Origin of the sequence: Leifsonia sp. T36S-04, from assembly GCF_042465655.1 — a bacterium.
Lineage (GTDB): Bacteria > Actinomycetota > Actinomycetes > Actinomycetales > Microbacteriaceae > Leifsonia.
On sequence record NZ_CP146286.1, the window covers coordinates 523766 to 543623 of the forward strand.

Here is a 19858-nt window from a genome sequence, read left to right on the forward strand (position 1 = left end):
ACCCGACTGACTCTTAGGAAAGCAGGACGCACGTTTGTTTAGCGCCGTTGCGCGGATCTTCCGCACCCCGGATCTTCGTCGGAAGATCTTCTTCACGCTGGGCATCATCGCCCTGTTCCGGCTGGGGTCCTTCATCCCCGCGCCGTTCGTCGACTTCGGCAATGTTCAGACCTGTCTGAACGCCAATCAGGACACGTCCGGCCTCTACTCGCTGGTGAACCTGTTCTCCGGCGGCGCCCTCCTGAAGCTCTCGATCTTCGCGCTCGGCATCATGCCGTACATCACCGCGTCGATCATCGTGCAGCTGCTGCGCGTGGTCATCCCGCGCTTCGAGACCCTCTACAAGGAGGGCCAGGCCGGTCAGGCCAAGCTCACGCAGTACACGCGCTACCTCACCATCGCGCTGGGCGTCCTCCAGTCGACGACCCTCATCACCGTCGCGCGCAGCGGCGCCCTGTTTGGCACCACCGCCGTCTCGCAGTGCACGCAGCTGATCACAGACGACTCCTGGTACGCGATCATGCTCATGGTCATCACGATGACCGCCGGTACGGGCCTCATCATGTGGATGGGCGAGCTCGTCACCGAGCGCGGCATCGGCAACGGCATGTCGCTCCTCATCTTCACCTCGATCGCCGCGCAGTTCCCGACCTCCCTCTGGGCCGTCGGCCAGTCGCAGGGCATCGAGATCCTGCTGGTCGTGATCGCGATCGGCTTGCTGATCGTCATGGGCGTCGTCTTCGTCGAGCAGTCGCAGCGACGGATCCCCGTTCAGTACGCCAAGCGGATGGTCGGCCGGCGCACCTACGGCGGCAACAACACCTACATCCCGATCAAGGTGAACATGGCCGGCGTCGTGCCAGTCATCTTCGCGTCGTCGCTGCTGTACCTGCCCGCGCTGATCGCGCAGTTCAACCAGCCGGCTGCGGGCAAGGCTCCGGCTCCGTGGGTCACCTGGGTCACCAACTACCTGACCAAGGGCGATCACCCGCTCTACATGCTCCTGTACTTCCTCCTGATCGTGGGCTTCACGTACTTCTACGTCGCCATCACCTTCAACCCGGAGGAGGTCGCGGACAACATGAAGAAGTACGGCGGCTTCATCCCCGGCATCCGGGCGGGACGCCCGACGGCCGAGTACCTGGACTACGTGCTCACCCGCGTGACGCTGCCCGGTTCGTTCTATCTCGGCATCATCGCGCTGATACCGCTCGTCGCCTTCGCGCTGATCGGCGCGAGCCAGAACTTCATGTTCGGCGGCACGTCCATCCTGATCATCGTCGGTGTCGGGCTCGAGACGGTCAAGCAGATCGACTCGCAGCTCCAGCAGCGTCACTACGAGGGGCTGCTGCGTTGACCCGGATGCTGATCGTCGGTCCTCCCGGGGCAGGCAAGGGCACTCAGGCCTCGCGCATCACCTCCCTTTACGGGATTCCGGACATTTCGACGGGCGATATCTTCCGCGCCAACATCAAGAACGAGACCGAGCTGGGCAAGCAGGTCAAGGCGATCGTGGACGCAGGCGACTACGTCCCGGACACCCTGACCAACCAGCTCGTGGCGGACCGGCTGCGCGAGGAGGACGCTGCAGGCGGTTTTCTCCTCGACGGCTACCCGCGGACGCTCGCGCAGGTCGACTACCTCGACCGGTTGCTGGCCGCTGACGGCGAGAAGCTCGGCGCGGTCATCCAGCTCACCGCCGACCAGGACGAGATCGTGCAGCGCCTCACCAAGCGCGCGGCCGAGCAGGGGCGGGCGGACGACTCCGAGGAGGCGATCCGTCACCGTCAGCAGGTGTACCTGCGCGAGACCTCGCCCCTGATCGACGTCTACCGCGAGCGTGGGCTCCTTGTTCCGGTGGATGGTCTGGGCGGGATCGACGAGGTCGCCGAGCGCATCGCCACGGCTCTCGCCGAGCGTGGCATCCACCCGGTGGCGGGCGCGCCCGCCGGCGGCTCAGCGGCGTAGCCGCTTCGATCTCTCCATGAAGATCAAGCGCTCCATCTACAAGACCCCCGCCCAGCTACGCGACATGGTCGCTCCCGGGCTGGCGACCGCCGCTTCGCTCGACGCGGTAGCTGCTGCCGTGGCGGCCGGTGTCTCCACCCTCGAGCTCGATGCTCTCGCCGAGCGTGCGATCCTGGATGCGGGCGGTGCCCCGAACTTCAAGCTGGAGCCGGGATACCACCACACGATCTGCACGTCGGTCAACGACGAGGTCGTCCACGGCATCCCCGGGGCGCGCATCCTGGAGCCGGGAGACATCCTCTCCGTCGACAGCGGCGCCATCCTCCAGGGGTGGAATGGGGACGCGGCCCGCTCCTTCGTCCTGCCCGATCCCGCGCACCCCGAGACGGTGACGGCGCGGCAGCGGCTTTCCGACGTGACGGAGCAGTCCCTGTGGCGGGGTATCGCCACGCTGGCATCCGCGCGTTACCTCAACGAGGTCGGCGAGGCGATCGAGGACTACGTCCTCTCGCAGGGCGACTACGGCATCCTGACCGACTACATCGGTCACGGCATCGGCCGCCGGATGCACGAGGAGCCGCCGGTCTTCAACTACCGCGTCCGCGCCAAAGGCCCGGAGGTGCGTCCGGGTCTGGTCGTCGCCATCGAGCCCATGGTGGTGATGGGCGACCAGGAGACGTACGTGAAAGACGACGGCTGGACCGTCGCGACCGAGGACGGCTCCGCTGCGGCGCACTGGGAGCACAGCGTCGCCGTGCATGCCGACGGCATCTGGGTGCTCACCGCGCAGGACGGTGGCGCTGCGGGTCTCGCGGCGTTCGGGGTGACCCCGACGCCCATCCCGTGATGCGTTCGCTCGCAGCGCGCGCAGATACTACACGCCGATTGGCGGAATCGCGCCCTTTCCCATAAGATAGATCCTTGGTGTCTTAGGCACGTTTCCGACGTGCCTTTCGCCCATCAACGCACGACCAGCAAACCACTACTTTTAGCGACAGTGAGGCTATGGCCAAAAAAGACGGTGTCATCGAGATCGAAGGATCCGTGATCGAAGCTCTGCCCAACGCGATGTTCCGCGTCGAGCTGACCAACGGTCACAAGGTTCTTGCCCACATCTCCGGCAAGATGCGCCAGCACTACATCCGCATCCTCCCCGAGGACCGCGTGATCGTGGAGCTGAGCCCCTACGATCTGACCCGCGGCCGGATCGTCTACCGCTACAAGTAAAGGTCTGCTGTAAGTAACGGCCTCACCACGGGTTGCCCCGGGCGAGGTACGAGGACAGCGAACAAAGGTAAAGAACACTTATGAAGGTCAAGCCCTCCGTCAAGAGGATCTGCGACAAGTGCAAGGTCATCCGTCGCAACGGCCGCGTCATGGTCATCTGCGAGAACCCGCGCCACAAGCAGCGTCAGGGCTGATCGGGCCGGGCTGAGCCCGACTCCATCGCAGCACCCATAACCGAATACAGAACACAGGCGATCCCAGATCCCGCGCCGGCGACGGACGCGGGGGACACCCTCGGAGGAGGCCGGGGCACCGGGATCGCTGCAGACCTCCACTCATCACAGGAGAAGCCAAAACATGGCACGTCTAGCAGGCGTCGACATCCCGCGCGAGAAGCGCGTGGAAGTCGCACTCACCTACATCTATGGAGTCGGCCGCACGCGTGCGCTGCAGACTCTGCGCGAGACCGAGATCTCGGGCGACATCCGCGTCAAGGATCTGACCGACGACCAGCTCGTCTCGCTCCGCGACTACATCGAAGGAAACTTCAAGGTCGAGGGTGACCTCCGCCGTGAGGTCGCCGCCGACATCCGCCGCAAGGTCGAGATCGGCAGCTACGAGGGTATCCGCCACCGCAAGGGCCTCCCGGTCCGCGGCCAGCGCACCAAGACGAATGCGCGTACCCGCAAGGGACCGAAGCGCACCGTGGCCGGCAAGAAGAAGGCGCGCTAAGGCCCGCGGCCCCACGCTCTTAGGATTCAGGAGAAGAAATGGCAGCACCCAAGTCGGCCGCTCGAAAGCCGCGCAAGAAGGAAAAGAAGAACATCGCTGTGGGCCAGGCCCACATCAAGAGCACGTTCAACAACACGATCGTCTCGATCACCGACACCACTGGTGCGGTCATCAGCTGGGCCTCGTCCGGCGGCGTCGGGTTCAAGGGCTCCCGCAAGTCGACCCCGTTCGCGGCGCAGCTCGCCGCCGAGTCGGCGGCTCGCCAGGCGCAGGAGCACGGCATGAAGAAGGTCGACGTCTTCGTGAAGGGCCCGGGTTCGGGTCGCGAGACGGCGATCCGCTCCCTCCAGGCCGCCGGCCTCGAGGTGGGCTCGATCAACGACGTCACCCCGCAGGCGCACAACGGTTGCCGCCCGCCGAAGCGCCGTCGCGTCTAAGCAGTTCTCTCCGTACCATTTTCGCGCAAGCGAGGGGCGGCGCCGGCTTCGCCGACGTCGTCCCTCGCGCGCAACGCAAGTGTCATATAGCGGACACTTAGCCGAAAGGAAAACAAAAAAGTGCTCATTGCACAGCGTCCTACGCTCACCGAAGAGAACATCTCCGAGTTCCGCTCGCGGTTCGTCATCGAGCCGCTGGAGCCGGGCTTCGGTTACACCCTCGGCAACTCCCTGCGTCGCACCCTCCTCTCGTCCATCCCCGGCGCTGCCGTCACCAGCATCCGCATCGACGGCGTGCTGCACGAGTTCAGCACCGTTCCGGGTGTCAAGGAGGACGTGACCGAGATCATCCTGAACATCAAGGGTCTGGTGGTCTCCAGCGAGCACGACGAGCCGATCACCGCGTACCTCCGCAAGACCGGTGCCGGTCAGGTCACGGCCGCCGACATCTCGGCTCCGGCGGGTGTGGAGATCCACAACCCCGAGCTGGTCATCGCGACCCTCAACGACAAGGCGAAGTTCGAGGTCGAGCTGACCATCGAGCGCGGCCGTGGGTACGTCTCGGCCCAGCAGAACCGCAACGAGTACAGCGAGGCGGGCCAGATCCCGATCGACTCGATCTACTCGCCCGTTCTCAAGGTCACCTACCGCGTCGAGGCCACTCGTGCCGGCGAGCGCACCGACTTCGACCGCCTGGTGGTCGACGTCGAGACCAAGCCGGCCATCAGCCCGCGCGACGCCATCGCATCGGCCGGCCGCACGCTGGTCGAGCTGTTCGGTCTGGCCCGCGAGCTCAACAGTGCTGCCGAGGGCATCGAGATCGGCCCTGCGCCGGTCGACGCCGTCCTCAGCTCCGAGCTGTCGATGCCGATCGAGGACCTCGACCTGTCGGTCCGCTCGTACAACTGCCTCAAGCGCGAGGGCATCAACACCGTCAGCGAGCTCGTCTCGCTGTCGGAGACCCAGCTCATGAACATCCGCAACTTCGGTCAGAAGTCGGTGGATGAGGTCAAGGACAAGCTCACGGAGATGGGCCTGTCGCTGAAGGACTCGGTCCCCGGGTTCGACGGCGCCCACTTCTACAGCGGGTACGACGAGGACGAGTCCACCACCATCTGAGGCACGTCTCACGACCCTCGCCATCAGACCTTTTCACAACTGGAGATAACCGATCATGCCTAAGCCCACCAAGGGCCCCCGCCTCGGGGGCGGCCCGGCGCACGAGCGCCTCATGCTCGCCAACCTGGCTGCAGCGCTGTTCACCCACAAGAGCATCAAGACCACCGAGACGAAGGCCAAGCGCCTGCGTCCCGTCGCTGAGCGCCTGATCACATTCGCGAAGCGCGGCGACCTCGCCGCTCGCCGCCGCGTGCTGGCCGTCATCAGCGACAAGACCGTGGTCCACGAGCTCTTCACCGAGATCGCGCCGCTGGTCGCCGAGCGTGAAGGCGGCTACACCCGCATCACCAAGCTCGGCTTCCGCAAGGGCGACAACGCATCGATGGTGCAGATCGAGCTCGTGCTCGAGCCCGTCACCCCGAAGGTGAAGTCGTCGAAGTCGTCGACCGCGTCCGCTGCCCCCAAGGCTGCTCCGGCTGAGGAGCCGGCCGCCGAGGAGGCTCCGGCCGAGGAGACCAGCGCCGAGGAGACCAGCACCGAGACCGCCGCCGCCGAGGCAGAGGTCGCGGAGGCCGCAACCGCCGACGCCGACGCCGCCGGTGAGACCGACGCCGAGACCGAGGCCGAGAAGGCGTAACGCCCTTTCGCCCCAGCCACGAAGGCCCCGCCTCTGCACGATGCGGGGCCTTCGCCGCGTCCGGACGTCTTCTAAAGTGAGAGGCATGACCTCGAGAGCTGACGACTCGCTGCCGCCGCTTCGGGATCGAGTGAGCGCGCCTCCGTCGTACCGCCCGCAGCATCCGGAGATCGCCGCCTGGCGACCGGCGACTGCCGACGACGTGGACGCTGTACTCGAGGTGTACCGGGCCATCGACTCCGCGGATCACCCGAACTACCTGACCACCCGCGAGCAGGTCGAGGAGGAGCTCGGGTACAGCTTCATCGATCTGGAGCTGGACACACTGCTCGCCGTCGCCGCCGATGGCCGTGTGGCGGCGGTCGGCATCGTCATGGAACCTCCGCGGCAGGAGTCCCTGGTGCGGGAGTTCATGAACGGGGGCGTCCATCCCGAATTCCGGGGCCGCGGGATCGGCCGGGAGCTTCTCGCCTGGCAGCGTGCCCGCGGCGAGCAGAAGCTGGCCGCGTCGGACAAGCCGCTGCCCGGCTGGCTCGTCGGCTACGCGGACCGCCGCGCAGACGGTCGCAAGCGGCTCCTCGAGGCGGGCGGATTCGAGGCGGTGCGGTACTTCCAGACGATGGAGCGCGACCTGGCCGAACCCATCCCCGACGTCGTGCCGCACGGCGATGTCCGGATCGAGGGGTATCGGCCGGAGTGGGCGGATGCTGTCCACACGGCGCGCGACGACGCCTTCCGGGACCACTGGGGCAGCCAGCCGCTGTCCGACGAGCAGTTCGCCGGCTTGACGTCGGGCAGCTTCGTGCCCGAGCTCTCGTTCGTCGCGCTGGTCGACGACCGGATCGCGGGCATCGTGCTGACGGATGTGAGCGAGGACGACTGGCCCGGCCAGGGCTTCTCGAGCTCCTATGTCTCGACCGTCGCGGTGACCCGGCCGTATCGCGGGCGGCGGATCGCGCCGTCGCTGCTGCGCGCGGTACTCGCGGCGTCCGCGTCTCGCGGCCTCGACAAGGTCGTCCTCGACGTCGACGCCGAGAACCCCACGGGAGCGCTCGGCCTCTACACCGGCATGGGGTTCGTCACGACCCAGGTAGAGACGGGGCTGGTCCGTGCCTACTGACGGTCAGTCCACGCGTCGGTACCGCCTCGACATCGCGTACCAGGGCACCGACTTCAACGGCTGGGGGCGTCAGCCCGGCCTCAGGACGGTCCAGGGGACGCTCGAGGCCGCGCTCGCCACCATCTTCCGGCGCGCCGCACCGCCGCCGGTGCTCACGGTCGCCGGCCGAACCGACGCCGGAGTGCACGCCATCGGGCAGGTCGCGCACCTCGACCTGACGAGCGAGCAGGAGGCGGTACTCCGCAAACCCCACGGGGTGAGGCCCGCGCTCTCGGCGGAGGACGCGCTGCAGCGGCGGCTCAACGGCATCCTGGGGCCGGTCGCCGACGTGGTTGTGCTGGCGGCGTCGGCCGCTCCGGAGGGCTTCGATGCGCGCTTCTCTGCCCTGTGGCGGCGTTACGAGTATCGGGTCGCTGACCGGGCCTCGCTCCGGGACCCGCTGCAGCGCCACCGCACGGCCTGGGTGTCGGCGGACCTGGAGGTCGCTGCGATGGATATGGCAGCTCACGGGCTGCTCGGATTGCACGACTTCGCGAGCTATTGCAAGGCACGGGAGGGCGCGACGACCATCCGCACGCTGCAGGCGTTCGCATGGCGCCGCGACGCTGACGGCGTCCTCCTCGCAGACCTTACAGCTGACGCCTTCTGCCACAGCATGGTCCGCGCCCTGGTCGGCGCCTGCGTCGAGGTGGGGGAGGGCAAGCTGGGAGCGGGCGATCTGGTGGCCCTGCGCGACGAGAAGCGCCGGAACAGCGCCTTCAAGGTCATGCCGGCGCGGGGTCTCACCCTCCTCGAGGTCGGCTACCCGGAGGGACCCGAGCTGGCGCTGCGTGCCGAGCGAACGCGTGCATTGCGGGAGCTGTAGCGTCACGAAGCGGCAGCGAACCGAGTCTTCTTCTATAGGTCGTGTGATCGGCCTGAAGAGAGGACGAACAATGAAGACCACCCGCGGAATGCGCCTTCGACTGCGTCTGGCTGCTGCTGTCGCTCTGACCCTTGCGATCGTCGCTGGAGGGGCGTTGCCCGCTCAGGCCGACGACACCTGGACCTGGAGCACCGCGACGCATCCCGCCGGCGGTGGATCGATCGGTCCGCTCGGATGGGGCACCTTCGGAGGGGGCGTCTACCGCTATCACGGGGTCGATTACGTCCCCGGAGTCGGTCACATCGACACCCCGCTGGGAACTTGGCGCGACGAGCAGGTGACGGGCGCGGGAACGGTCGGGCGGGTGGCGTACACGACGTACGCCAACGGGAAGCCCGGCGCGCCAGACATCGGACTGATCGCGACGGGGACCAAGCCGATCGCGCCGAAGGTCCGGGTGTCGGAGGGGTGGCAGGACGCCTGGGTCACGGATGTGGCGCATCCCGGAGACGTCACGGCCGGGAAATCGCTGTGCCACTCGGGGACGTCGCCGGAGACCATCGCAGCGGGCGGCTACCGCTGCGGTGTCGTCTCGTCCGCCTGCGGCGCGGCCAGCACGTCCTGCTACGTGTCCATGGGGGTGTCGGGCGGAGACTCCGGCGGACCCGTCTGGTGGTACAGCGATGGTGGGATCACGCTCTACGGATGGATCTCCGGGTCCTTCTTCGGCTCCACGGCCGTGTTCGAGCCGGTGTGGGCACTTCAGAATCACGTGTGGACCGAGAGCGAGTCCTGGAGCTCCTGGGGCTATCCCCCCGGCAACGACGGAACCGGGTGTTTCGTGACGATCTCGGGCTGCGTCCGCTCCTGACCCGGTTTGACCAGGGTGACGCTCTCACGTAAGCTTGGTCGTTGGTGTCCGCGTCTCCTGCGGCGCGACATACGAACGTGAGCCCTCCACCGGCCCGGTTCCCTTCTCACCCAGGGCGAACCCCCACGGAGCGGGATTCACGAACACCTCCGTTCGAGACAGAAAGCAGCCACTACTGTGACGCGCACCTATTCCCCGAAGGCCGACGAGATCCAGCGCGACTGGGTCATCATCGACGCGACCGACGTCGTGCTCGGCCGCCTCGCCAGCCACACCGCCGCCCTCCTGCGCGGCAAGCACAAGCCGACCTTCGCCCCGCACATGGACAGCGGTGACTTCGTCATCATCGTCAACGCCGACAAGGTCGCTCTGACCGGCCAGAAGGCTCTGCAGAAGAAGGCCTACCGTCACTCGGGTTACCCGGGCGGCCTCAAGGCCACCACCTACGCCGAGCTGCTCGAGAAGAACCCGACCCGCGCCGTCGAGAAGGCCGTCCGCGGCATGCTCCCGAAGAACTCCATCGGTCGCGCCCAGCTCCGCAAGCTGAAGGTCTACACCGGAAGCGAGCACCCGCACGCCGCTCAGCAGCCGAAGCCCTACACGCTCGGCCAGGTCGCGCAGTAATCGCGACGACGACTTTCACGACTTAGAGACAAAGGATTACCACCATCGTGGCGAAGATCGCAGACAGCATCGAGACGGCCCAGGCCGAGAACGTCGAGTCCTACTCGACCGAGACCCCCGAGAGCGCGGCCCCGGCCGCCCCGCGGCCCGTCCTCTCCGTTCCCGGCGCGGCCGTTGGCCGTCGCAAGGAGGCCATCGCGCGCGTGCGCCTGGTCCCGGGTTCCGGCACCATCACGGTCAACGGCCGTGAGTTCGCCGACTACTTCCCGAACAAGCTGCACCAGCAGCTCATCAACGACCCGTTCAAGGTGCTCGACCTGCTCGGCTCCTACGACGTGATCGGCAAGATCACGGGCGGTGGCCCCTCCGGCCAGGCCGGCGCCCTGCGCCTCGCCATCGCGCGAGCCCTCAACGAGATCGACCGCGAGAACAACCGCGCAACGCTCAAGAAGGCGGGCTTCCTGACCCGTGACGCCCGCGTCACCGAGCGCAAGAAGGCTGGTCTCAAGAAGGCCCGCAAGGCGTCGCAGTTCTCCAAGCGCTAAAGCTCGCGAGCATTTAGGCTTCGGTCCATGCCTCGTCTTTTCGGAACCGACGGTGTTCGCGGGCTCGCGAACGGAAGTCTCACCGCCGACCTGGCGCTCGGCCTTGCGCAGTCAGCTGCTGCTGTACTGACGCAAGGCCGTAGCGCCGAGGCGCGGCGAGCCGCCGGCAAGCGCCCCACGGCCATCGTCGCCCGAGACCCGCGCGTCTCGGGGGAGTTCCTCGCGGCCGCCGTGGCGGCCGGGCTCGCCAGCTCGGGCATCGACGTCTACGACGCCGGAGTCATCCCCACCCCCGCGACCGCGTTCCTGATCGCCGACTTCGACGCCGACTTCGGCGTCATGGTCTCGGCGTCGCACAACCCCGCTCCCGACAACGGGATCAAGATCTTCGCGCGCGGAGGCACCAAGCTTCCCGACGTCGTCGAAAACCGCATCGAGGAACACCTCGACCTCGACAAGCTGACCCCGACCGGGGCCGATGTCGGGCGCATCCGCCGTTTCGCGGACGCCGAGGACCGCTACGTCCTCCATCTGCTGGCCAGCCTCCCACACCGGCTCGACGGCATCCACGTGGTGCTCGACTGCGCGCACGGTGCCGCAGCCGGCATCTCGCCGGAGGTCTTCACCGACGCCGGTGCCCGCGTGACCGTCATCGGCGATGCGCCGGACGGCATGAACATCAACGACGGGGTGGGCTCCACCCACCTCGACAATCTGGCGAAGGCCGTGGTGGAGGCCGGTGCCGATGTCGGCATCGCGCACGACGGCGACGCGGACCGCTGCCTCGCCGTCGACGCCGAGGGCAACGTGGTCGACGGAGACCAGATCATGGCGATCCTCGCGGTCGGCATGAAGGAGCGCGGCAAGCTCCGCGACGACACGCTCGTCGCGACGGTCATGAGCAACCTGGGTCTCAAGCTCGCGATGCGCGACCACGGCATCCGTATGGTCGAGACGGCCGTCGGAGACCGGTACGTGCTCGAGGAGATGAACGAGCACAAGTACTCCCTCGGCGGCGAACAGTCCGGCCACGTCATCGTGAGCGAGTTCGCGACCACCGGCGACGGGATCCTGACCGGCCTGCACCTCCTGAGCGAGATGGCGCGCCAGGGCAAGTCGCTCGCCGAGCTCGCGAAGGTCATGACCATCTACCCCCAGGTCATGATCAACGTGAAGAACGTCGACCACCACGGCGTCCACTCCGACAAGCAGCTGCTGACCGCCGTGCAGACGGCGGAGAGCGCGCTCGGCGACAGTGGTCGTGTGCTCCTGCGTCCCTCCGGCACCGAGCCGCTGGTGCGCGTGATGGTGGAGGCTGCGGATCACGTCACGGCCGAGCGTCTGGCGAACGAGCTGGCCGACGTCGTCCGCGAGCGCCTGGCCCTCTAGCCCCGCGCCTCCCTCCCGCCATCCGCCGAGGTGAGAGTAATGGCGGCTATTCGGACGCTTTTCCCACCACTACTCACACCTCGCGTGGATGCGGGCCCGCGCGGGAGGGTGTTACGGGGTCTCCTGCGCCCGCCGGGCGGCGATGAAGTCGGCGACCGAGTACGCGCGGGAGCGGTCCGGGAGCATCTCGTTGCCGTAGAGGCCGCGCAGCAGCTCGGCCGGGTCGACGTTGAGCGCCGTCGCGAGGCGGACGATAGTGTGCAACTCCGAGTTGGCCTCGCCCCGCTCGACGCGTCCGTAGTTGGTGACGTGCATGTCGGCCAGGTTGGCGATGTCCTCCTGGCTCATGCCCAGCGCGATGCGCGCCTCGCGCACACGCTGGCCGAAGAGCTCGGCAGCACGAGAGCGCGGAGAGGACATGCCTCATGCTTACGCGATGGCCGCATGGACGGCCAGAGCTTGACAACCTACCACATGTGAGCCCCGGGTCTAAAGACCCTACAGCTTGCGCAGGAGAACCGAACTGACGGCGTGATTGTCGTCCTTGCGCAGGACGAGCTTCGCGCGCGAACGGGTCGGGCGGATGTTCTGCAGCAGGTTCGGTTCGTTGATCCGGGACCAGATGGTCGCGGCGCGCTCGCGTGCTTCGTCCTCGGTCAGCTCGGCATAGCGATGGAAGTACGACTTCGGGTTCGCGAAGGCCCCGCGTTGGAGTTTGAGGAACCGCTCCTCGTACCAGCGCGCGATGTCCCGGGTGCGGGCATCCACGTACACGCTGAAGTCGAAGAGGTCGCTGACGGCCAGACGGTTGCCACCCCCGGCCGGCTGAAGAACGTTGAGCCCTTCCACGATGAGGACGTCGGGGCGGCGAACCACGATCTCCGCATCCGGCACGATGTCGTAGCTCAGGTGGGAGTAGAAGGGCGCGCGGACCTCCTGGGCACCGCTCTTCACCGCCGTCACGAAGCGCAGCAGCGCCTTGCGGTCGTAGGACTCGGGGAAGCCCTTCCGCTCCATCAGTCCCAGGCGTTCCAGCTCGGCGTTGGGATGCAGAAAGCCGTCCGTCGTGACGAGCTCGACACGCGGAGTGTCGTCCCAGCGGGACAGCAACTCCCGGAGGAGGCGAGCGATGGTCGACTTGCCGACCGCCACCGAACCTGCGACCCCGATCACGAACGGTGTCCGCTCCGCTCGCTCGCCGAGGAAGTCGCTGGTGACGCGATGGAGCTGCTTCGTGCCGCCCACGTAGAGGTTCAGGAGGCGGCTCAGTGGCAGGTAGACCTCTTCGACCTCGCGCATGTCGAGCGGATCGCCGAGCCCACGGAGCTGGACGATCTCCGTCTCGAGCAGCGGAAGCCGCGTGTTCTGCGCCAGTTCTGCCCAATCGGCCCGGCTCAGCTCGACGAAGGGGGTGGCGGAGTCGCCGTTGGAAACCATAGGCCTCCAAGTCTACGGGCGCGCTCACAGGGAGCCCCGGCAGCCCACGATAGAATCGAGCGCATGTGTGGAATCGTGGGGTACGTCGGTACCGATAAGAGCCTCGAGGTGCTGCTCGGCGGCCTGAAGCGCCTGGAGTACCGCGGGTACGACTCGGCCGGCATCGCCGTGATCGGTCCGGACGGAGCGCTCGGCACCGCCAAGAAGGCCGGCAAGCTCGCCGTGCTCACCGAAGACCTGCAAGAGAACCCCATCCCCAACGGGCAGACCGGCATCGGCCACACCCGCTGGGCGACGCACGGCGGCCCGACCGACGTCAACGCGCATCCGCACCTGGGCGACGAGGGCCGGCTGGCCGTCATCCACAACGGCATCATCGAGAACTTCTCGACGCTGAAGGATGAGCTGCTCGCCGACGGCTTCGCCTTCGAGTCCGAGACCGACACCGAGGTCGCCGCCGTGCTGCTCGGGCGGGAGTACCGCCGCACGGGCGACCTCCCCGAGGCGTTCCAGGCGGTCGTCTCGCGCCTCGAGGGCGCCTTCACGCTGCTCGCGATGCACCAGGACCAGCCGCACGTCGTCGTCGGCGCACGCCGCAACTCCCCGCTGGTGATCGGGCTGGGCGAGGGCGAGAACTTCCTCGGGTCGGACGTCGCCGCATTCGTCGAGCACACCCGACGCGCCATGGCGATCGGCCAGGACCAGATCGTGACCATCACGCCGGACAGCGTCACGGTGACCGACTTCAGCGGCACCCCCGTCGAGGTCGAGCCGTTCGAGGTGGCGTGGGATGCGTCCGCCGCCGAGAAGGGCGGCTGGTCGTCGTTCATGGCGAAGGAGATCGCCGAGGAGCCGGACGCCGTCGCCAACACGCTGCGCGGCCGTCTCGTCGACGACACCGTGCACATCCCGGAGCTGGATGCCCTCGGCGACGACTACTTCGCGGGTATCGACCGCGTGACCATCATCGCGTGCGGCACCGCCGCCTACGCGGGCCTGGTCGGCAGCTACGCCATCGAGAAGTGGGCGCGGGTCCCGGTCACCGTGGAGCTCAGCCACGAGTTCCGCTACCGCGAGCCGGTCCTCACCGAGGGAACGCTCGTGATCTCGATCAGCCAGTCCGGCGAGACGATGGACACGCTCATGGCGGTGAAGTACGCCCGTGAGGCCGGCGCCAAGGCGATCTCCATCTGCAACACGCAGGGGGCGACCATCCCCCGCGAATCGGACGCGGCGCTGTACACGCACGCAGGCCCCGAGGTGGCGGTCGCGTCGACGAAGGCGTTCGTGGCGCAGATCACCGCGCTCTACCTGTTCGGGCTGCACCTGGCGCGCGTCCGCGGCACGCTGTCCGCCGCGCACCAGCGCGATGCGATCGCCGAGTTGCACGCCGTGCCGGAGAAGATCGCGACGGTCCTCGAGTCGCACGCCGAGATCGCCCAGCTGGCCAAGTGGATGTCCGACACCCGTTCGGTGCTGTTCCTCGGCCGTCATGTGGGCTACCCCATCGCCCTGGAGGGCGCGCTGAAGCTCAAGGAGCTCGCATACATCCACGCGGAGGGCTTCGCCGCCGGTGAGCTGAAGCACGGCCCGATCGCGCTGATCGAGCCCGGTCAGCCGGTCTTCGTCGTCGTGCCGAGCCCGCGCTGGTCGGACGAGCTGCACAAGAAGGTCGTCTCGAACATCCAGGAGATCCGTGCTCGCGGCGCCCGCGTGATCGCGATCGCCGAGGCCGGAGACGCAGCGGTTCTGCCGTTCGCCGACGAGGTCATCCGCATCCCGCTCGCTGCGCCGCTCTTCGAGCCGCTGCTCGCGGTCGTGCCGCTGCAGATCTTCGCGATGGAGCTGTCCGCCGCGAAGGGCCTCGACGTGGACCAGCCCCGCAACCTGGCCAAGTCCGTCACCGTGGAATGACGCCGTGATCGACGGCATCGGGGTCGACGTGGTCGATCTTGCGCGGTTCGAGCGATCGATCGCCCGCACTCCGAAGCTTCGGGAGCGGCTGTTCACGCAGGCGGAACGGCTGCTTCCGGTGCATTCCCTCGCCGCGCGGTTCGCGGCGAAGGAGGCGTTGATCAAGGCGCTGGGAGGCTCCGAGGGAGTGCGCTGGCACGACATGGAGATCGTCCCCGATGAGGAGCGGAATCCCGGGTTCGTGCTGCACAACGTGGTCGAGGCGCAGGTCCGGGAACGCGGAATCGTGCGCATCCACGTGTCGATGACGCACGACGCGGGTGTCGCCACCGCCTTCGTCGTGACGGAGTGCGCGCCGTGACCGCGGAGTTCCGCGAACGGCTCGTCGACCTGGATGCGGTGACCGCGAACGTCGTGCGCCTCCGCGAGCTGGTGGGCACGCCGCACGTGATGGCGGTCGTCAAGGCGGATGCCTATGGTCACGGTGCCGTCGAGAGCGCGCGTGCCGCCCTCGCCGGCGGCGCCGACTGGCTGGGCGTCGCCGAGATCGCGGAGGGCATCGCGCTCCGCGAGGCGGGGATCACCGCACCCGTGCTGGCGTGGCTGCACGACCCCGCGGGGGATTTCGCCCCCGCGGTCGCCGCCGACCTCGACCTCGGGCTGTCGTCGCTGGAGCAGCTGGAGGCTGCGGCCGCCGCACGCGACGGCGATCGGTCGGTCTTCGTCCAGCTGAAGGTGGAGACCGGACTGAGCCGCAACGGCGTCGCGGAATCCGACTGGGATGCGGTCTTCGCCCGCGCGCGCCAACTGGAGGTGAGCGGTGACGTGGTGGTGCGGGGGATCTTCTCGCACCTGTCCAATGCATCGCCGGAGGACGATCGCGCCGCCATCGCCGTCTTCGAGCGTGCGCTCGAGCGGGCAGCGGCTTCCGGCCTCGCGCCCGAGCTGCGGCACATCGCGGCCAGCGCCGCCGCCCTGACGCTGCCGGATGCGCGGTACGACCTGGTGCGACTCGGCATCGCCGTCTACGGCCTGTCGCCGTTCGGCGGTGGCTCCGGAGCCGAACTCGGCTTGCGGCCGGCCATGACCCTGCGCGGCCGGGTCGCCGCCGTGCGCCGGGTGCCTGCCGGCAAGGGTGTCTCGTACGACTACACCTACCGCACGTCTGGTGAGACGACGCTGGCGCTGGTCCCGCTCGGCTATGCCGAAGGGATTCCCCGGCATGCCTCGAACCGCGGCCCTGTCTCGATCGGCGGGCGCATCTTCCGGATCAGCGGACGCGTGGCGATGGATCAGTTCGTGGTCGATGTCGGGGACCTGGACGTGCAGGTGGGCGACGAGGTGGTGCTGTTCGGCGACCCGGCGACGGGCGTCCCGAGCGCGGACGACTGGGCGGAGGCCGCGGACACCATCAACTACGAGATCGTCACCCGGCTCGGCGGCCGGCTGACGCGCACCTTCGTCGGAGGGGAGCGATGACGACCGACCTGCGGCTGCCCGCCACCCGTGTCGTCGCCACGGCCGACGACATGCACGCACTCGGCCGGGAGCTCGCGGCGGCACTCCGCGCGGGCGACCTGGTCATCCTGTCCGGTCCTCTTGGGGCGGGCAAGACGACGCTCACGCGCGGGATCGGCGAGGGTCTGGATGTGCGTGGACCGGTCACCAGCCCCACCTTCGTGCTCGCCCGGACGCATCCCGGGCTCTCGGGCGGGGCGCCGCTGGTGCACGTGGACGCCTACCGGCTGGCCAGTGCGCTCGAGCTCGACGACCTCGACATCGACTTCGCCCGCTCGGTCGTGGTCGTGGAGTGGGGCAGCGGGATGCTCGACGGCGTCGCCGAGTCGTGGCTGGAGGTCGCTATCGAGCGGCCGACCGGGGCGGACGAACGATCGGGAGGACCTGCGGTCGACGTGCAGGACTTGAACGAGACGGATGACGCGGTCGACGAGGTGGATGAGCCGCGCACGGTGACGATCACCGGCTTCGGGCCGCGCTGGGCGACGGGCGCTGACGTCGTCGATCCCGAATAGGCTGGTTGCATGCTTCTCGCCATCGACACGTCGGCCGGCACCAGCGTGGCGGTCGTCGACCGGGATGCCGGCGTGCTCTCCGAGGTGATCGAGACCGACACCATGCGGCACGCCGAGGTGATCGGCACGCTCATCGACGAGGCGCTGACGGTCGCCGGCGTCGAGGTGCGGTCGCTGTCCGGAGTCGTCGCCGGAATGGGTCCCGGTCCGTTCACGGGTCTGCGAGTGGGGATCGCCGCCGCGAAGGCCTTCGCGATCGGCGCGGGCAAGCCGCTGGTGCCGGTGGTGAGTCACGACGCCGTCGCCTACGACCGCTACGCTTCCGGGCACACCGGGGCCCTCCTGGTGGTGACGGATGCGCGCCGCCGCGAGCGCTACTGGACCGCCTACTCCGGGACCGACGATTTCGGCCTGCCGGTGCGTCTCGACGGCCCGGGGCTCAGCAAGCCGGACGACCTGCCGCATCCCGGCCTCCTGCGCATCGACGCCGACATCGTGCCCGCGGGGCGGCTCGGCATGATCGCGGAGCTCCGCTACGCCAACGGCCTCCCGGTGGACAAGGACGAGGCGCTGTACCTCCGCTCGCCCGATGTGACCCTGTCGGCCGGCCCGAAGCGGGTGACGGCGTGACCGCCTACCAATTGCGGCGGGCGCATCCGGATGATGTCCCGGCCATCATGGAGCTCGAGCGCTCCATCTTCGTGAACGACGCCTGGTCGGAGCGGTCGATGCGGTCCGAAGTGACGGGTGAGCACGGTTACTACCTCGTGGCCTTCGAACCAGAGACCCCGGAGCGGATCGACGGGTACGCCGGCCTGCTGGCGCCGCGCGGGGGAGAAGAGGGCGACATCCAGACGATCGCGGTCGCCCCGCACGCCCGCCGCCGTGGCCTCGGTCGAACTCTGATGCAGGCGCTGATCGCGGAAGCCCGGCGTCGCGGAGCGCGCGAGGTGTTCCTGGAGGTGCGCGCCGACAACCCAGGGGCAGAGACGCTCTACCGGGACCTCGGTTTCGCGGAGATCGGCGTCCGCCCGAAGTACTACCAGCCGGACGGCGTCGATGCCATCGTCATGCGCCTCGCCGTCCCCGCACCGGAGACCACGATCGCATGAACCCCGTTCCTCCCGCCGGGCGCAGCCCCCTCGTGCTAGGGATCGAGACCTCCTGCGACGAGACCGGCGTCGGAATCGTCCGTGGCACCACCCTGCTCGCGAACGTGATCGCGTCGTCGATGGAGGAGCACGCCCGGTATGGCGGCGTCGTGCCCGAGGTCGCGGCGCGGGCGCACCTGGAGGCGCTGGAGCCGACGCTGCGGACCGCCGTCGCCGACGCGGGCATCGAGCTGGCAGACGTCGACGCGATCGCGGTGACGAGCGGGCCGGGCCTGTCGGGGGCCCTGATGGTCGGCGTCGGCGCGGCAAAGGCGCTCGCTGTGGCCCTGGGCAAGCCGCTGTACGCGGTGAACCACCTGGTCGGGCACGTTGGAGCGGACCTCCTTGACGCGTCGGGCGGCCCCGGGCATCCTGTCGAGCTCCCGACCATCGCGCTGCTCGTGTCGGGGGGCCACACCTCCCTCCTGTTGGTGCGCGACCTCGTCTCGGACGTGGAGCTGCTCGGCGAGACCATCGACGACGCGGCAGGCGAGGCCTTCGACAAGGTCGCCCGAGTGCTCGGGCTGCCCTATCCGGGCGGACCCCAGATCGACCGGGTAGCGGCGGAGGGCGACCCGAAGGCGATCCGGTTCCCGCGCGGCCTCACCCGCCCGAAAGACCTCGAACAGCATCGGTACGACTTCTCGTTCTCCGGACTCAAGACGGCCGTCGCGCGCTGGGTCGAGCAGCGCCAGGATGCGGGCGAAGAGGTTCCCGTCGCGGACGTGGCGGCATCCTTCCGCGAGGCGGTCGTCGATGTGCTCATCACGAAGGCGCTCGCCGCATGCCGCGATTACGAGGTCCCGCGTCTGCTGCTCGGGGGCGGCGTGGTGGCGAACGCGCGCGTCCGGCAGGTCGCCGTGCAGCGCGCCGCGGAGGCCGGAGTCGCCCTGCGCATCCCGGCCCTGTCGCTCTGCACCGACAACGGCGCGATGATCGCAGCGCTCGGGGCGCAGCTGATCATGGCGGGTCACGAACCCAGCGAACTGACGTTCTCGGCGGACTCCACGCTGCCGGTCACCGAGATTCAGGTCACCGCCTGACCTGGTGCGTTGACACCCCCGCGCGGGCCCTGCCACCATGGAACCGATCAGCGATTTCCCAGGAATGCGAATTCCGGAAAGGCGCCGATCGTCGGCTTCCAGATGAAGGAGATGGGTCCCATGACCGATCCGAACGCCCCCACCGACCCGGTGGATCCCAACACGCAGAACGGCTCGGTTCCCCCGGTCCCTCCCGTGCCCCCGGCACCGCCTGCGGGTGACGCCCCTGCCGCTCCGGCGCCCGGGCCCGACTACGGGCAGCAGCCGCCGCCGGCTCCGGGGTACGGTCAGCAGCCGCCGGCTCCGGGATACGGTCAGCAGCCCCCGGCGCCCGGATACGGTCAGCAGCCCCCGGCGCCCGGATACGGCCAGCAGCCCTACGGTCAGCAGCCGGGCCAGCCGTACGGCCAGCCCCCCTACGGTCAGCCTGCTCCCGGGTACGCGCAGCCCTACGGGCAGCCGGCCGCCAAGTCGCCGATCCTCAGCATCCTCTCGCTCGTCGGCGGCATCGTCGGCATCGTGCTGAACCTCGCCTGGGGCATCGGCTTCCTGTTCGGAATCGCGGCCATCGTCCTCGGCTTCATCGGCAGGAACAAGGAGCCGCAGGCGCGCGGCTTCTGGCTGACCGGAATCATCCTCGGCTTCGTCAGCATCCTCATCGCCATCGTCTATTGGATCTTCCTCGCGATCATCTTCGCCAGTTTCGCGAACAACATCCCGAGCAACTACTGATGTGAGCCGCGGCC

At 68.4% G+C, this 19858-nt stretch carries 25 protein-coding genes; 23 read left to right on the plus strand and 2 right to left on the minus strand.

The features are described from left to right. The first annotated feature begins 34 nt into the window (after positions 1-34). The 15 genes from secY (at position 35) to glmM (ending at position 11534) form a co-directional block, all read left to right on the plus strand. Positions 35-1357: a preprotein translocase subunit SecY gene (gene secY, locus P3F85_RS02575; protein ID WP_374009697.1), complete on the plus strand. Its 1323-nt coding sequence runs from the start codon at positions 35-37 to the stop codon at positions 1355-1357. Continuing rightward, positions 1354-1968: an adenylate kinase gene (locus P3F85_RS02580; RefSeq protein ID WP_374009698.1), complete on the plus strand. Its 615-nt coding sequence runs from the start codon at positions 1354-1356 to the stop codon at positions 1966-1968. The genes secY and P3F85_RS02580 overlap by 4 nt, the downstream gene beginning before the upstream one ends. A 16-nt stretch (positions 1969-1984) precedes the next feature. After that, a complete protein-coding gene (map, locus tag P3F85_RS02585) occupies positions 1985-2815 on the plus strand; it encodes a type I methionyl aminopeptidase (protein ID WP_374009699.1) in 831 nt (276 codons plus the stop codon). A 158-nt stretch (positions 2816-2973) separates the two neighbouring features. Then, a complete protein-coding gene (infA, locus tag P3F85_RS02590) occupies positions 2974-3195 on the plus strand; it encodes a translation initiation factor IF-1 (RefSeq protein WP_011186713.1) in 222 nt (73 codons plus the stop codon). A gap of 80 nt (positions 3196-3275) precedes the next feature. Next, on the plus strand, positions 3276-3389 hold the full coding sequence (gene rpmJ / locus P3F85_RS02595) for a 50S ribosomal protein L36 (protein ID WP_267181943.1): 114 nt from the start codon (positions 3276-3278) through the stop codon (positions 3387-3389). Positions 3390-3552: 163 nt separating this feature from the next. Next, a complete protein-coding gene (gene rpsM, locus P3F85_RS02600) occupies positions 3553-3927 on the plus strand; it encodes a 30S ribosomal protein S13 (RefSeq protein ID WP_374009700.1) in 375 nt (124 codons plus the stop codon). Positions 3928-3965: 38 nt separating this feature from the next. Then, positions 3966-4364, plus strand: coding sequence for a 30S ribosomal protein S11 (gene rpsK / locus P3F85_RS02605; protein WP_018191944.1), 399 nt, complete (start codon positions 3966-3968; stop codon positions 4362-4364). Between the two features lie 120 nt (positions 4365-4484). Then, positions 4485-5483 carry a DNA-directed RNA polymerase subunit alpha gene (locus tag P3F85_RS02610; RefSeq protein ID WP_018191943.1) on the plus strand — a complete coding sequence of 333 codons (999 nt, stop codon included), beginning with the start codon at positions 4485-4487 and terminating at the stop codon, positions 5481-5483. Between the two features lie 55 nt (positions 5484-5538). Then, positions 5539-6120, plus strand: a complete 582-nt coding sequence (gene rplQ / locus P3F85_RS02615) for a 50S ribosomal protein L17 (RefSeq protein ID WP_374009701.1) — start codon at positions 5539-5541, stop codon at positions 6118-6120. A gap of 85 nt (positions 6121-6205) precedes the next feature. Then, positions 6206-7240, plus strand: coding sequence for a GNAT family N-acetyltransferase (locus tag P3F85_RS02620; RefSeq protein ID WP_374009702.1), 1035 nt, complete (start codon positions 6206-6208; stop codon positions 7238-7240). Further along, positions 7230-8105, plus strand: coding sequence for a tRNA pseudouridine(38-40) synthase TruA (truA, locus tag P3F85_RS02625; protein ID WP_374009703.1), 876 nt, complete (start codon positions 7230-7232; stop codon positions 8103-8105). The genes P3F85_RS02620 and truA overlap by 11 nt, the downstream gene beginning before the upstream one ends. Positions 8106-8175: 70 nt before the next feature. Then, positions 8176-8976, plus strand: a complete 801-nt coding sequence (locus P3F85_RS02630; RefSeq protein ID WP_374009704.1) for a hypothetical protein — start codon at positions 8176-8178, stop codon at positions 8974-8976. A gap of 177 nt (positions 8977-9153) precedes the next feature. Beyond that, on the plus strand, positions 9154-9600 hold the full coding sequence (gene rplM / locus P3F85_RS02635) for a 50S ribosomal protein L13 (protein WP_374009705.1): 447 nt from the start codon (positions 9154-9156) through the stop codon (positions 9598-9600). 47 nt (positions 9601-9647) lie between these two features. Next, positions 9648-10145, plus strand: a complete 498-nt coding sequence (gene rpsI, locus P3F85_RS02640) for a 30S ribosomal protein S9 (protein WP_374009706.1) — start codon at positions 9648-9650, stop codon at positions 10143-10145. A gap of 27 nt (positions 10146-10172) precedes the next feature. After that, positions 10173-11534, plus strand: a complete 1362-nt coding sequence (gene glmM, locus P3F85_RS02645) for a phosphoglucosamine mutase (RefSeq protein WP_374009707.1) — start codon at positions 10173-10175, stop codon at positions 11532-11534. A 111-nt stretch (positions 11535-11645) separates the two neighbouring features. On the opposite strand, the gene P3F85_RS02650 is transcribed toward glmM, so the two are convergent. Continuing rightward, positions 11646-11954 (minus strand): helix-turn-helix domain-containing protein, encoded by a 309-nt coding sequence (locus P3F85_RS02650; protein ID WP_374009708.1) that lies wholly within the window; start codon positions 11952-11954, stop codon positions 11646-11648. Positions 11955-12032: 78 nt separating this feature from the next. Continuing rightward, positions 12033-12971: a type I pantothenate kinase gene (coaA, locus tag P3F85_RS02655; protein WP_374009709.1), complete on the minus strand. Its 939-nt coding sequence runs from the start codon at positions 12969-12971 to the stop codon at positions 12033-12035. A 63-nt stretch (positions 12972-13034) separates the two neighbouring features. Here coaA and glmS point away from each other — a divergent pair, with 63 nt between their 5' ends. The 8 genes from glmS to P3F85_RS02695 all read left to right on the plus strand — a co-directional run bounded on the left by glmS (position 13035) and on the right by P3F85_RS02695 (position 19844). After that, entirely contained in the window at positions 13035-14885 is a 1851-nt protein-coding gene (glmS, locus tag P3F85_RS02660; RefSeq protein ID WP_374009710.1) for a glutamine--fructose-6-phosphate transaminase (isomerizing), read from the plus strand. A gap of 4 nt (positions 14886-14889) precedes the next feature. Continuing rightward, positions 14890-15246, plus strand: a complete 357-nt coding sequence (locus P3F85_RS02665) for a holo-ACP synthase (RefSeq protein WP_374009711.1) — start codon at positions 14890-14892, stop codon at positions 15244-15246. After that, positions 15234-16364, plus strand: a complete 1131-nt coding sequence (gene alr / locus P3F85_RS02670; protein ID WP_374009712.1) for an alanine racemase — start codon at positions 15234-15236, stop codon at positions 16362-16364. Before P3F85_RS02665 ends, alr begins: the two co-directional genes overlap by 13 nt. Next, entirely contained in the window at positions 16361-16918 is a 558-nt protein-coding gene (tsaE, locus tag P3F85_RS02675) for a tRNA (adenosine(37)-N6)-threonylcarbamoyltransferase complex ATPase subunit type 1 TsaE (protein WP_374009713.1), read from the plus strand. Before alr ends, tsaE begins: the two co-directional genes overlap by 4 nt. Positions 16919-16927: 9 nt before the next feature. After that, entirely contained in the window at positions 16928-17548 is a 621-nt protein-coding gene (tsaB, locus tag P3F85_RS02680) for a tRNA (adenosine(37)-N6)-threonylcarbamoyltransferase complex dimerization subunit type 1 TsaB (protein ID WP_374009714.1), read from the plus strand. Positions 17549-17595: 47 nt separating this feature from the next. After that, positions 17596-18030: a ribosomal protein S18-alanine N-acetyltransferase gene (rimI, locus tag P3F85_RS02685; RefSeq protein WP_374010983.1), complete on the plus strand. Its 435-nt coding sequence runs from the start codon at positions 17596-17598 to the stop codon at positions 18028-18030. Then, positions 18027-19112, plus strand: coding sequence for a tRNA (adenosine(37)-N6)-threonylcarbamoyltransferase complex transferase subunit TsaD (gene tsaD / locus P3F85_RS02690; protein WP_374009715.1), 1086 nt, complete (start codon positions 18027-18029; stop codon positions 19110-19112). Before rimI ends, tsaD begins: the two co-directional genes overlap by 4 nt. A 120-nt stretch (positions 19113-19232) precedes the next feature. Further along, the gene (locus P3F85_RS02695; protein ID WP_374009716.1) at positions 19233-19844 is read left to right on the plus strand and encodes a DUF4190 domain-containing protein; all 612 of its coding nucleotides are present in this window, start codon (positions 19233-19235) and stop codon (positions 19842-19844) included. Positions 19845-19858: the final 14 nt, after the last annotated feature.